Source organism: Shewanella sp. SM69 (genome assembly GCF_025653985.1).
Lineage (GTDB): Bacteria > Pseudomonadota > Gammaproteobacteria > Enterobacterales > Shewanellaceae > Shewanella > Shewanella oncorhynchi.
On record NZ_JAKKRV010000025.1, the window covers coordinates 1 to 12,928 of the forward strand.

Annotated in this window: 12 protein-coding genes and 3 pseudogenes; 12 read left to right on the forward strand and 3 right to left on the reverse strand. The window is 45.6% G+C overall.

What is annotated here, in order from left to right; translation table 11 throughout:
• Positions 1 to 228 (forward strand): annotated as a pseudogene (locus L5M37_RS22095) (IS1634 family transposase); the annotation flags it as partial.
• Positions 229 to 247: 19 nt separating this feature from the next.
• Here the strand turns inward: L5M37_RS22095 and L5M37_RS22100 are convergent.
• Positions 248 to 1,594 (reverse strand): annotated as a pseudogene (locus L5M37_RS22100) (PhnD/SsuA/transferrin family substrate-binding protein); the annotation flags it as partial.
• Positions 1,595 to 1,806: 212 nt separating this feature from the next.
• Between L5M37_RS22100 and L5M37_RS22105 the strand changes: the two are divergent.
• From L5M37_RS22105 to L5M37_RS22140, 8 genes are all read left to right on the forward strand, one after another.
• A complete protein-coding gene (locus L5M37_RS22105; protein ID WP_105251242.1) occupies positions 1,807 to 2,409 on the forward strand; it encodes a response regulator transcription factor in 603 nt (200 codons plus the stop codon).
• Between the two features lie 426 nt (positions 2,410 to 2,835).
• Complete coding sequence (locus L5M37_RS22110) at positions 2,836 to 3,117, forward strand: hypothetical protein (protein WP_263186337.1); 282 nt, start codon at positions 2,836 to 2,838, stop codon at positions 3,115 to 3,117.
• Positions 3,118 to 3,132: 15 nt separating this feature from the next.
• Positions 3,133 to 3,684 (forward strand): dihydrofolate reductase family protein, encoded by a 552-nt coding sequence (locus L5M37_RS22115; RefSeq protein ID WP_263186336.1) that lies wholly within the window; start codon positions 3,133 to 3,135, stop codon positions 3,682 to 3,684.
• A 165-nt stretch (positions 3,685 to 3,849) separates the two neighbouring features.
• Positions 3,850 to 4,425: a type II secretion system protein gene (locus L5M37_RS22120; protein ID WP_263186335.1), complete on the forward strand. Its 576-nt coding sequence runs from the start codon at positions 3,850 to 3,852 to the stop codon at positions 4,423 to 4,425.
• Between the two features lie 144 nt (positions 4,426 to 4,569).
• Positions 4,570 to 5,094: an ATP-dependent protease subunit HslV gene (gene hslV, locus L5M37_RS22125; RefSeq protein ID WP_006083300.1), complete on the forward strand. Its 525-nt coding sequence runs from the start codon at positions 4,570 to 4,572 to the stop codon at positions 5,092 to 5,094.
• A gap of 19 nt (positions 5,095 to 5,113) precedes the next feature.
• Positions 5,114 to 6,442 (forward strand): HslU--HslV peptidase ATPase subunit, encoded by a 1,329-nt coding sequence (hslU, locus tag L5M37_RS22130; protein WP_105251238.1) that lies wholly within the window; start codon positions 5,114 to 5,116, stop codon positions 6,440 to 6,442.
• A 194-nt stretch (positions 6,443 to 6,636) separates the two neighbouring features.
• Positions 6,637 to 7,023: a gamma-butyrobetaine hydroxylase-like domain-containing protein gene (locus tag L5M37_RS22135; protein WP_063883307.1), complete on the forward strand. Its 387-nt coding sequence runs from the start codon at positions 6,637 to 6,639 to the stop codon at positions 7,021 to 7,023.
• Between the two features lie 119 nt (positions 7,024 to 7,142).
• Positions 7,143 to 7,727 (forward strand): DMP19 family protein, encoded by a 585-nt coding sequence (locus tag L5M37_RS22140; protein WP_263201840.1) that lies wholly within the window; start codon positions 7,143 to 7,145, stop codon positions 7,725 to 7,727.
• A 34-nt stretch (positions 7,728 to 7,761) separates the two neighbouring features.
• Here L5M37_RS22140 and L5M37_RS22145 read toward each other — a convergent pair whose 3' ends face one another.
• Positions 7,762 to 8,238, reverse strand: coding sequence for a hypothetical protein (locus tag L5M37_RS22145; RefSeq protein ID WP_113940112.1), 477 nt, complete (start codon positions 8,236 to 8,238; stop codon positions 7,762 to 7,764).
• A 291-nt stretch (positions 8,239 to 8,529) separates the two neighbouring features.
• Positions 8,530 to 9,025, reverse strand: a pseudogene (locus L5M37_RS22150) (transposase); the annotation flags it as partial.
• 209 nt (positions 9,026 to 9,234) lie between these two features.
• Here L5M37_RS22150 and L5M37_RS22155 point away from each other — a divergent pair.
• The 3 genes from L5M37_RS22155 to L5M37_RS22165 all read left to right on the forward strand — a co-directional run bounded on the left by L5M37_RS22155 (position 9,235) and on the right by L5M37_RS22165 (position 12,745).
• Complete coding sequence (locus L5M37_RS22155) at positions 9,235 to 9,672, forward strand: hypothetical protein (protein ID WP_113940113.1); 438 nt, start codon at positions 9,235 to 9,237, stop codon at positions 9,670 to 9,672.
• A 709-nt stretch (positions 9,673 to 10,381) separates the two neighbouring features.
• Positions 10,382 to 11,938 carry a cryptochrome/photolyase family protein gene (locus L5M37_RS22160; protein ID WP_263201841.1) on the forward strand — a complete coding sequence of 519 codons (1,557 nt, stop codon included), beginning with the start codon at positions 10,382 to 10,384 and terminating at the stop codon, positions 11,936 to 11,938.
• 99 nt (positions 11,939 to 12,037) lie between these two features.
• Positions 12,038 to 12,745 carry an SDR family oxidoreductase gene (locus tag L5M37_RS22165; RefSeq protein ID WP_263201842.1) on the forward strand — a complete coding sequence of 236 codons (708 nt, stop codon included), beginning with the start codon at positions 12,038 to 12,040 and terminating at the stop codon, positions 12,743 to 12,745.
• The last annotated feature ends 183 nt before the right edge of the window (positions 12,746 to 12,928 follow it).

The window sequence follows — 12,928 nt, forward strand, 5'->3', positions numbered from 1 at the left end:
AGTTTAGAACACAAAATCAGAGAACAACTCGCACAAACCGAAGCGTTCTTCCCAAGTATGGTAAAGAACAAGACGACCTCCAGACCGACGGCACGTTGGGTCTTCTTGCAATTCGAAGGCATAGATACGCTAGAGATTAACGGCCAAAGGTTCATCACTGGACTTCAAGATCACCAAACACAACTACTCAAATTACTCGGTAGATTCTATGAGGTAGTTTATTCCTAAATTAGCTGCGGAATGTCGGATCTAAAGGTTCGGTCTTGGCCTGACGCCGCTTGAGTAAACCGCGAATACGATGCACAACCGCTCCGGCGCGAATCGACTGCGCATTAATTTTACCTAGTACATCATAGAGTTCCGGATTATCTTGCCCAAGCCTTTCCAGTTGCAGCATGGCACCTTCGCTGTATTGGGTAATGGCGGCTATGGGTTGATTGAGTTCATGGGCAAGTCCTGCACCTATTTCCCCAAGAATCGCCGCACTTTGCAGTCGCTCAAGCTGCAGTGCCTTGTCCTTTAATTGACGCTCAGTGCTAACTAAAAACTCACTTTTCTGGCGAAACTTATATTCAAGCCACAGGTGATAAATGGTGGAAATAATGAAAATTAACAACAGTGCACCACCCCATTCTTTATTTTTTGCCATCCATTTGTATACGGTTTGATAAAGTGGTGGTGATGCTCCCTGTAGTTGTAATTCTTTAAATAACTCAATCACTTTTAACTGGCTTACGGGCGCAGTCCAGCCCAAAGTATCGGCGGTAATTGCTGCAATATGATCGGCGGGTAAATCGAATAAGGCGCGGGTAATCGCCATAGTCAGCTTAGGAGAAACCGTATCCGCCGCAGCGAATGACCAGTTTGGGTATAACTGAGTGCTCACCTCGCAATCATATCCTGCAGGCGTTGCAGGATGGATAACCCGATAATCGCCCTGATTAACAAGACCCGTTGCGATCATTTCCTCTAAGGTACAAAAAGGCGCTATTGCGGCGTCGGCACTGCCGTCTCTGACTTGATAGATAAGCGGTTCTAACGGGAACCCGAGGAAGCGCACTTGCCCAAAAAACTGTTCGGGTAAAAAACCCATTTTATGCAGTAACCCCATGGCCGCTTGATACCCCCCCAAAGCTTGCGGATCACTGGCGACCACATTGCGCCCGCGCAAATCCTGCAAGGTGCGGATAGGGCTGTCGGCGCGGACAATAATGGTCGCGCCTATGGTAAAAGTGCTGCCTTGATGCTTACGGCTCTTCATTGTCGCAAGCCAAGACAACGGGAAATTGTTACTTAGATGCAGATATTGCCCAGGGTTCGTGACGATAAACTGCAAATCATGCTCAAGTAACTGACTACGCATGCCATTAAAATCCACAGGCACGACTTCAAAATGACTATTAGGCACTTGCTCACTGAGGTAATCCATCATAGGTTGCCAACGCTGCTTGGCCTGTAACACGCCATGATTTGCCAGCACTCCGACTCTAAAATGGTTCACTTCTGTCGCTTCGTTGGCATAGGACGGATTAAGCCCAATGATACTCAGCAAGAATCCCATCAATATCGCTTTACACCAAGAGTCAATCGTCATCGTCTCTATTACCCACTTTTATATGCCATTGTCATGGAACGATTTTAGCTCGCAGATAAAAATCAAGCTGTGAAATGCTGCCAAACTCTGGTTTATGCCCAGAGGGAATCGGCTAATTTAGTGATGTATCTCCCAAGACCTAGGCTTAAAATTGAGCCCACTCCATACCCAGCTTAAGCTGATAGCATGCTTACCGCCCCACAAGGAACACCATGTCGATAAAATTGCCACTCTATCTAGTCGATGACGATGAAGCGATTCTGGATTCACTGGGCTTTATGCTCGGACAATTTGGCTATCAAGTGCAAACCTTCAACAGCGGCCGCGACTTCCTTGAGCACTGTGCATTATCACAGGCGGGCTGCGTGATTTTAGATAGTCGAATGCCAGAAATCACCGGCCAAGAAGTGCAGCAAAAATTACTGGAAACCCACAGTCCGCTAGGCGTGATATTTCTCACTGGCCACGGCGATTTACCTATGGCGTTAAGCGCCTTTCGTAAGGGGGCCTGCGATTTTTTTCAAAAACCAGTGTCCGGCAAGGCATTAGTACAAGCGATTGAAAAGGCGCAGCGTGAAAGCCAAGCGGCCTTCGAGCAGCAAAGTCTGCAGCATAAGTTTGACCAACTGACTGAGCGCGAACAGCAAGTGTTAGCCCATGTGATCCAAGGCATGACTAACAAGCAAATCTCGGAGGCGATGTTTTTATCCCTGCGCACGATTGAAGTACACCGCGCAAAAATCATGAAAAAGCTCGAAGTGAACAATATGGCAGAGCTAGTGCAACACTTAGGCAATCTGAACTCTGTCTTATAAGTCAATCACCCGTGGTCACTAAACAATCGTTAAGCCTTCTAGCCGCGCATAAGGATTTAAACATTAAACCCTTTTTACCCGACCATTCAAGATACCGTAACTACACAATTTTCATCCAACCTGCGACAAGCTGTCGCAGTTTGTGCATTTGGCTTTGTTAAATATCGTAGCAGCCCGCACAATCACGCCATAGGTTCCTTCCTTTGTGCCCCGCAGGCGCTCAAGAAATCCACTGCTTTTTGAACCTCCACCCGAGGGTAACTATACCCTCGGGGATTTTTATTAGTTTGTTTTGATATACAAACCTCGCACCTCGGCTTCAAATACGATAAATTTACTTATCTTCAATACAATCCATTCAGCTACTTGTGTAGACATAGTCGATAACAGTTAACTAAAACCAAAACTCTATCAAGGAAGAAATTTATGTCTAAAGCTCTTATCTCTATCGCCCTTAGCCTCTTCATTGTTGGCTCACTGAGTGGCTGTGTTAAAAGTACACTCGTTAGTGACAAATGCACGGAAAACAATCCTGCTGAAAACCAAAATTGTAACAAAACAGACGCTGCTATATATGTCGCAGCAGCCATATTGGAAGGCCCAGATAAAGGTCAAATGTGTAACGATATGTCAGGCAAAGCAAAACAAGACTGCCTCGCTCAACAACAGGCACTGAAAGAATCATTAGAGAAACACGCTCGAAAATAGCATTAAGGAAGATGAATGAAAGCCTCCGTTTTTATTGCCGCGACCCTCGACGGTTATATCGCAACGCCCGATGGTGATATCGACTTTTTAAATCAGCACCCCAGTACTAATCCCGATGAAGACTTTGGTTATCATACCTTTATCGACACTATCGATGCGATTGTAATGGGACGAAAAAGCTTTGAAAAAGTCCTCTCCTTCGATTGTGATTGGCCCTATATGAATATCCCAGTGTTTGTATTAAGTCGCAGCGGTGTAACAGTACCGTCGGCGTTAAGTGAGCACGTGCAAGTGCTAAATGGCGATGCAGCAAGCATTAGCGAGCAACTCAAAACCCGTGGCTTTAAGCATCTCTATATCGATGGCGGCCAAACAATCCAAGGCTTTTTAGCGGCAGGGCTAATTCAGGAACTCACGCTCACTCGCATCCCCACTTTACTGGGTAAAGGTATTCCCCTCTTTGGCGACTTAGCTCAAGCAATTCAATTAATGCCAATTCACACGCAGCAGTACGACAATGGCTACGTACAAACCCGCTATCGTGTTATAGACAAAATGGCTTTATAAGCCGTTTACATTCGGCTGATTGTATTGAAGGGTGAAGTGATGGCTTACCATCTTGCTGCATAACCATGTAACAGCAATGTTAAACAACTAAATATTATCAATGGCTTACTGATTGCAAATCAAAGTTCCGTTAGAATATTGTCCTCTAACAAATAGGTGAGCAATATGAGTCGTTTGCAGTCATCGAAGGGTTTTACATTAATTGAGCTGGTTGTGGTCATTATCATCCTTGGGATCTTGGCCGTCGTCGCAGCACCACGGTTTTTAAACCTAGGCCAAGATGCTCACGATACCAGAGCCAAAACCACATTTGCGGCCTTTACCTCTGGTGTTAAGCTTTATCACAGTTGCTGGCTTGCGGGCGGTCACTCAGGTTATACCCAAGATCTCGCCTGTTATGGTGATGGAAAACTCGACTCGACCACCACAGGATTTCCACTGGGAATAGAGACTGCAACCGCTGATGCCGGTGCTAAATTGCAGGGCGATTATTGTGGTCAGTTATGGCAAGGTCTTTTGGCTAATAATGAATTTGTCATTGCCGATCAATACTCTTGGCGCACAGTTCCCAATGTCGACATTGTTTACTGGTATGGTGCCGTCGACATTACCGATCCCAATGCTTACTGCATTTTCAACTATGTCTCTGACGATCGCAGCTTCGGCAGTGAAAACTGGGATCTTAAATACTATCCCTTCGATGGCCGCACTATTGTAGGTCGATCCACCCTTTCCCAATAAGCGCTTATTTTTATTGCTAAAGGAGCGCGAAAGATCGCAAACTCCTTTGGCATTTGCCGCGATTACTTGAATTATTGTCATCCATCCCCATATATATCCCATCATCCACCGCAACTTTTGCTGCGGGCCAGAAGAGGATTCATTGTGACCACTATCGTATCAGTACGCCGTAATAATCAAGTTGTCATCGCCGGCGATGGCCAAGTCTCCCTAGGCAATACCGTCATGAAAGGTAACGCCAAAAAAGTGCGTCGCTTATATCACAACAAGGTACTGGCAGGTTTTGCAGGCGGCACCGCCGATGCTTTCACCCTATTCGAGCGTTTCGAAGCCAAACTCGAAATGCACCAAGGCCATTTATTACGCTCGGCCGTTGAGCTCGCCAAAGATTGGCGTACCGACCGTATGCTGCGTAAACTCGAAGCCCTGTTAGTCGTGGCCGATGCGGAAACCTCGCTGATCATCACAGGTAATGGTGATGTCGTTCAGCCAGAACACGACTTAGTCGCCATTGGTTCGGGCGGCAACTATGCCCAAGCGGCGGCCCTTGCGCTATTGCAAAACACTGAACTGTCAGCCTTAGAAATCGCCGAAAAATCCCTGACTATTGCTGCGGATATCTGCGTATTCACCAATCAATTCAAAACGATTGAAGAACTCAATTACTAAACAGCCCGTGAGGAATATTATGTCTGAAATGACCCCCCGTGAGATTGTCCACGAGCTGGATGCACACATTATTGGCCAACAAAAGGCCAAACGTTCTGTTGCTGTCGCCCTGCGTAACCGCTGGCGCCGGATGCAACTTGACGCGGATTTCCGTCAAGAAGTCACCCCAAAAAATATTCTGATGATTGGCCCAACGGGCGTTGGTAAAACTGAAATTGCCCGCCGTTTAGCCAAACTGGCGAACGCGCCTTTTATCAAGGTCGAAGCGACTAAATACACAGAAGTGGGTTATGTCGGTAAGGAAGTCGAGCAAATCATCCGCGACTTGACCGATATCGCCATCAAGCTGACCCGTGAACAGCAAATGGGCAAATGTCGCCAACGCGCCGAAGAAAATGCCGAAGAGCGCATTCTCGATGCCCTGTTGCCTAAGCCGAAAAACGACTGGGAAAGCACTGAAACCGATTCCAACTCAAATACCCGTCAAGTCTTCCGCAAAAAGCTACGCGAAGGCCAATTAGACGATAAAGAAATCGATATCGATGTAGCCCAACCGCAAATTGGTGTTGAAATCATGTCGCCTCCAGGCATGGAAGAAATGACCAACCAGCTGCAAAGTCTGTTTAAAAACATGGGCCAAGCACCAGCAAAACGTCGCAAGATGAAGATCAAAGAAGCCTTTAAGCTATTGATCGAAGAAGAAGCCGCCAAACTGGTCAATCAAGAAGATTTAAAAGAACAAGCCATTGAAATGGTTGAGCAACACGGCATAGTGTTCCTCGACGAAATCGACAAAATCTGTAAGCGCGGCGAAACCTCAGGCCCAGACGTTTCCCGTGAAGGCGTGCAACGTGACTTACTGCCGCTCATCGAAGGCTGCACTGTTACCACAAAACACGGCATGGTAAAAACCGACCACATACTGTTTATCGCCTCTGGCGCATTCCAGATGTCTAAACCGTCGGATTTAATTCCTGAATTACAGGGTCGTTTACCGATCCGTGTCGAGCTAGATGCATTATCAGCCAATGATTTTAAACGCATTCTAACCGAGCCACACGCCTCGCTCACCGAGCAATATATCGCGCTGATGGGCACAGAAGGCGTGAAAGTTGAATTCAGCGAATCGGGTATCGACAGCATTGCGAAAGCCGCATGGCAAGTGAACGAGCGCACCGAAAACATCGGCGCCCGTCGTTTACACACTGTGATGGAAAGGCTGATGGAAGATATCTCCTACGAGGCATCGGAAAAATCGGGCTCCGCCTTTGTTATCGACGCCGACTATGTCAGCGCCCACTTAGACAACTTAGTCCAAGACGAAGATCTCAGCCGCTTTATCCTCTAGTACTAAACCGTTCACCGCCAAGCTCAAACGACTTGGCGGTAAACGACTCAAATGCAAAAGTGTGACTTAAACGAAAAAGCCTGACCAAGGCTCTCGCTTACCCTTTGTATCCTTGGCCGCGAGTGGTTACATTAGTCAGGTGTTATTTTAATGAGTCGTTATCCTATCCTTAGCATTTTCTTGGTAGCCAACCTATGACCACAGCAACGCCCAATGTCACCGATCTTAAACTGAAACGTAAATCGCGCATTCTAGAAATCAGTTTCGATAATGGTGAGCAATATCAGCTCAGCTGCGAGATGCTCAGAGTCTACTCGCCCTCGGCCGAAGTGCATGGTCACGGTAATCCAAAGCTGGTCACCCACAAGAAAAACGTCAACATCAGTGCCATAGAACCCGTCGGTAACTACGCAGTGAAAATCGTCTTCGATGACGGCCACGACACAGGCCTATTCTCGTGGAAAGTGCTCTACGATCTCGCCACCCACCAAGTGGATCTATGGGAAAAATACCTCGCCCGCCTACGCGCAGAAAAAGCCTCACGCGAACCGCTGATCGCCATGAACATAAAGTACAACTAGTACGTTAGGTAAATGGACACTTAATTGTGCGATGTAAACTCTAGAAACAGAGAATTTAACAATGGGTAGCTTGTGAAGCTGTGAGTTCTCTTACTGACTTGAGTATCAAAGGAAAGACCATGTCGGAAAAAATCCCCTGCCAAGAATGTAACACCTTAATCCTTCCGAGTACCGCCGAGAAAAATGAGGGTTTATGCATGCCCTGCAAAAATGGCATACGTGCAAACCTCGAGCGTGCGAAGGAATACTACCAACAAGAGCGTGAACTCGATAAAACCTGTCCCTTTCGAGCCTTTTGGCGAGATCTTGTTTTAAGGGTACATAACAAAGATCAAGGTTTTTATACGCTTAGACCAGAGGAACAAAACTACTATGCGGTGAACGGCTTATCTGGCGAGGTCTATAATGGTGGATTTATTCAGTATTTCGACAACTCTTCAGGTGAGCATTACGCCTTCGCTGAGCGTGGACTTATCCAAATGGGAGCAAGCCACTCGTTAAACTTATTGCACCAAGCAAAACAGGCCGTGTTTGGCGAAAAGCCAGTACCAATAGACAGAGATCGTCGTTTAGCCGCAACCGATAACCAAGACCTGTACAGCGTACTCGATAAGCTCGATGACGAGTTTTATAAAGATCTAGATGATCTCGATGCCAAGCTTGAAAGCTACGCCCTTGATTACGGACTGGTAAATAACACTTAACTGGCGATTGTCGGTAATCACTTAAAGATAAAGGCTATCCTTGGCAGAAATAAGCATAATTGAGCCTATCTTGCTGACCCCATACCGCAGTCCAGCCATTCACATCACTCATGTAAGCGAAATAAATAGACTGCGTTTTAAGACAAACATCTTGAAATGGCGCTTTATTCTCATTAATAAAATGCGCCGACCTAACCAGCACATCGGTACAAACGTCTTCATCCTCCACTAACCAAATAAAATCATCACGCCATTCATCCAATGCTATCGCCGCCTCTGGGGAATAGAGTTTCAACTTATCTTGCGCGAGTACCATTTGCTCGGGAGTCACAGAACATGAAACCGCCAACTTATCAAATACACCTGAGCCGCCAGCCCAAAAAGACAAATCAAATTCCAACCTATCCTCTAGCGGCGTAAAACCCAATAAATTTTCGATAATCATCAAACTTTTAGCTAAATCGGCATCAGGTCTTTGATAACGCTTTTCAATCCCATCATATTCCCGCATACAAACTAAGCTCCTGCTGCGTTAAGTGACGCATTAAAATTGAGTAACATACTATAAAATAATAACTTTTTTAACAATGTACCCAACGATTAAGACTATTACGCCAGTGACTCGCCGACTTTGATTTAAAAATGAGTTATCCCTAAACGCTCGATGACGCCATTTGCAGCATAAGTAAGCGCGAACACCGCGATCACATGGTCAAGGATAATGGAATGAAAATTATCAGACCTACCATTTTAAATCAGCAACTTCATCAAATCAGGCCTGTGATTTAAACCGTCCCACCTAAAAGCGGCCTGTACAGTTATCTTCTTGATTTGCTTGTCTTGCTATTAGCTCATTCAAACATCGCGCTCTTTTGAAAACTTAGGCATGAAATATCGCATAATCGCCTGCGATAAATTGCGATTGAATGCTTTAATCGGTTGACCTCATGCGCCTCAACTAGCTCTCCTTGAACGGATTTTTGCGTTAATTCATCACCTTTAAATAACTTATGCCACTGCTCAAGTACTTCGCGGTCAGTCCAACGATTGGTACTGTCGATATCGACCCGCTGCACCATATGCGGATGATTCGACATCACCGCAAAGGCTACAACATCGATAGCAAAAACGGCTTCAAGTTCAAACAGTAGTGACTCAACCCAACTACGGCGATGGTCATAATTTTTCCCAGAATAGGCATCATCGCCACATAAAAAAGCACGCCGCACAACGCGGCTATAGCAATGGTAACAGGGAGTGTCTTCAAGGCTTATCTGAGTTATGAGAGGACGCGGCATATAAACCTCCTTGTTTAATGCTTATAGTCGGAGGTTAACTACCACGCCATTTAAGCTGGGTGTCTTGAAAACAGCTTCTTTGTAGGCAACCTGAAAGTGCATTATATTGTTGCTCTAAAATGGATGGCCAGATTTATTATTAGCCCTGCATATGTGATAAAACAGTTAAACCTTCGCTGGAAACAAATCTTAGAAATGGAGTATTGTCAGTGACAACGAGAACGGAATTACTCAATAAATTAAGCGCCTTATCGACCGCCGATCCAGAGCACTGTCCGGTAGTGACATTAAATGAGTACTTTTTAGAAAACGAAGATGAAGAGTCTATCGCACCCAATAATTGGGGTTATGGTCGACCATCCATCAAAGAAATCTATCGTTGCTTGAAAGAAATCGAACATAGGTCAGATGTGCAAGGTGTTTATGTTGGGATGCACGATGAATGGTCCGAAGCACTTGAGGATGATGAGCTATGGCCTGCAGCTGAGAACATTCATATTCTTACCTGTGCGCCTCTGGCGGAAGTGGAAGAATGGATTGAAGGAATCGCGGCAGATGGAATGGGGACAGGCTGGCCCTATGGCGAGCATCAATTATCTCCTAAGCCGTATGCTGGCTATCATGTCTATACTGTATATTGGGATTAGTGGTTAGCTATCTCACTGTTTATGTGAATTTTATTGCATCAGACAACCCCAAAACATCGGTCTAGGCCGATGTTTTTATATCTAAGGATACCAATCTCATTTTTGTATTATAAAACGTGCTCCACCATCCTTATTATATGAATTAGCTCGTGTTATTTAGACTCCCATTGTTAAATTTTAAAAATGGAGTGTTAGTACTCTTTTTAAATACTAACAAACAACACTAAAACTTCAGAAGTTCACCTTCCCCTGCGAAGTTGCTGAAGGGCGTTGAAGAAAATCGCGTGAGCGAGGCATGGATGCCGAGTTAGCTTTCGGATTCTTTATTTAATTAATAGTGGATGTACCACCGTAAGCGTTAGCGATTTTGAATAAGCACGAAGCCCTGCTTATAAATAAAGAGTTAATGCATATAACTTCGCTAGGGTGAGTGCTGCGAAAACAGCGGTACAAACGAGAGCCAAGGATGGCAAACTGGCAGTCAGACATCGACGTTGTTCGGCAAGGGCTCTTGATTGAAATCAAGGGGTGAAGCCCCCGACTTTGACTTTGCTTTAAAAGCTATCAAACCAAGTTTAGATAAACCTCCTTGTCGAAATCATGACAAATACCCTGCTTTGTGATCCTCACTGCAACCCAATTCGTAATGTCCTGCAATATCCCATCGCGAAATGTTTAACCGCGAAAGTCATTCACCAGAGTCCACTTAATGCAATTCCATACAGTCAGGTTAATTTTAGGCGATCAACTCAATGCCCAGCATTCTTGGTTTAACCGCGTTGATGATCAAGTGCTGTATGTGATTGCAGAACTGCACCAAGAAAACACTTATGTGACCCATCATGTGCAAAAGATATGTGCCTTCTTTGCGGCAATGGCGCAATTTGCCAAAGAGCTGCGTGCGCAAGGGCATCAAGTGCTTTATTTGAATCTAGATGACACTCATGATGGCACCCAAGGCTATAGCGATCTACTGACTCTAATTCAACATCAAGTGACACAGGTTGGCGCGATCAAGTTTGAATACCAAAGGCCTGATGAATACCGCCTACTTGAGCAATTAAGTCAGCTTAAACTCAACACAGCCGTGGTGAACTGTGTCGATACTGAGCACTTTATCTTGCCCTTTGACGAAATCGATGCGCAGTTCCCCGTCGGCAAACACATTATGATGGAGCACTTTTATCGCCGCATGCGTAAGCGTTACAACATCTTGATGCATGACGGGAAACCACTCGGCGGGCAGTGGAACTTTGATGCCAGCAACCGTCAAAAACTTAAAACTCAGGATATAAAAGTCTTGCCTGAGCCATTAATGTTTAGCTTCGATGTGACTGAGATCCTCGCTCGGCTTGAGCGTCACCAAATTCCGACCATGGGTCGCATGGATGCGCCATTACTCTGGCCGATAAACCGGACGCAAAGCCTCATACTATTAACGTATTTTTGTCAGGTTTGCTTGCCTTCCTTTGGCCGTTTTCAAGATGCCATGACAGCGCAACATCCTGCTAAGTGGAGCTTGTACCATAGTCGACTATCATTCAGCCTTAACAGTAAATTAATCAGCCCGTTAGAAGTCATCAATGCGGCCATCGACAGTTATCAAACGAATGCTGAGATTGATATCGCCCAAGTCGAAGGATTTGTGCGGCAGATATTAGGTTGGCGAGAATACGTTCGCGGCATTTACTGGGCGAATATGCCGCAGTACGCCAGCACTAATGCTCTCGATGCCCATGGGACGCTGCCCGATTATTTTTGGCATGGCGACACTAAGATGAGCTGCATGCGACAAGCCTTATCTCAATCATTAGATTTTGCCTACGCCCATCATATTCAGCGCTTAATGGTAATCGGCAATTTCTGTTTATTGACCGAAATCGAGCCAAATCAAGTCGATGAGTGGTATTTAGGCGTGTATGTTGACGCCATCGAATGGGTTGAAATGCCCAACACCCGCGGCATGGCATTGTTTGCCGACGGCGGCATTGTCGGCACTAAACCCTACGCCGCCAGCGGTTCCTACATCAATAAAATGAGTGATTACTGCAGCGGGTGTCATTACAAGATAAAAGAGCGCAGCGGCACACTCGCCTGCCCGTTCAATAGCTTTTATTGGCGCTTTATGGACAAACACCGCGCGCGATTGTCACAAAATCCTAGGATCGGCATGCTATACCAGACTTGGGACAAAATGGACGAGTCCGTAAGAAGTGCCATATTAGCCACAGCCGAGCACAACCTCGTTCACCTAAACCGTTTGTAGCTGAGTAATGTTAAGCGTGACTCATTGATATAAAGAGTTTGATATAAAGAGTTTGATATAAAGATTTTGATATAGATATTTGGATAGGGAGAGTTTGCTATGAAAGTACTTATCGTCGGTGGGAGTGGGGGTATTGGCAAAGCCATGGTTAAGCAAATTCAAGAAAGCTATCCCGACGCCACAGTGCACGCCACCTACTGGCATCATCTTCCCCAAGACAGGCAGGAGAAAATCCAATGGCATGCATTAGATGTGACCAATGAAGCTGAGATTAGACAGCTAAGTGAACAACTCACTGAATTAGATTGGATTATTAACTGTGTCGGGATTTTACACAACCAAGATAAAGGGCCAGAAAAAAGCCTACAGTCACTGGATATCGACTTTTTCCAGCACAATTTAACGCTCAATACCCTGCCCAGTGTCATGCTGGCTAAACACTTCTGCCATGCCTTAAAACAAAGTAGCTCGGCAAGATTTGTCGTGATATCGGCGAGAGTCGGCAGCATTACCGATAATAGATTGGGTGGCTGGTACAGCTATCGCGCCTCAAAAGCTGCGCTGAATATGTTTCTCAAAACACTGTCGATTGAGTGGCAACGCACCATGAAACACGGCGTGGTGTTGTCTCTGCATCCGGGCACGACAGACACGCCATTATCTCAGCCATTTCAACAGAGTGTCCCCAAAGGCAAATTGTTTACACCTGAGTATGTCGCAAACTGCTTACTGCCCATCATTGCCAATGCTACACCCGCACAAACAGGGCGTTTTTTTGCCTACGATGGCACAGAGTTACCTTGGTGAAATAAGCTGAAGAGCAAGTCAAGCAGCGGCAACTCCGATGGAGTCTTTCTAAATTAATAAATCAAAGCCGAGGGTTTTAACGCCTTGATAGGATGATGCCCCCAACGCACACCCCATCCTTAATCAAGCCTTTTCAAGAACACTGAAAAATAAACAATTGAAATAAATCATTAAATTATTTTA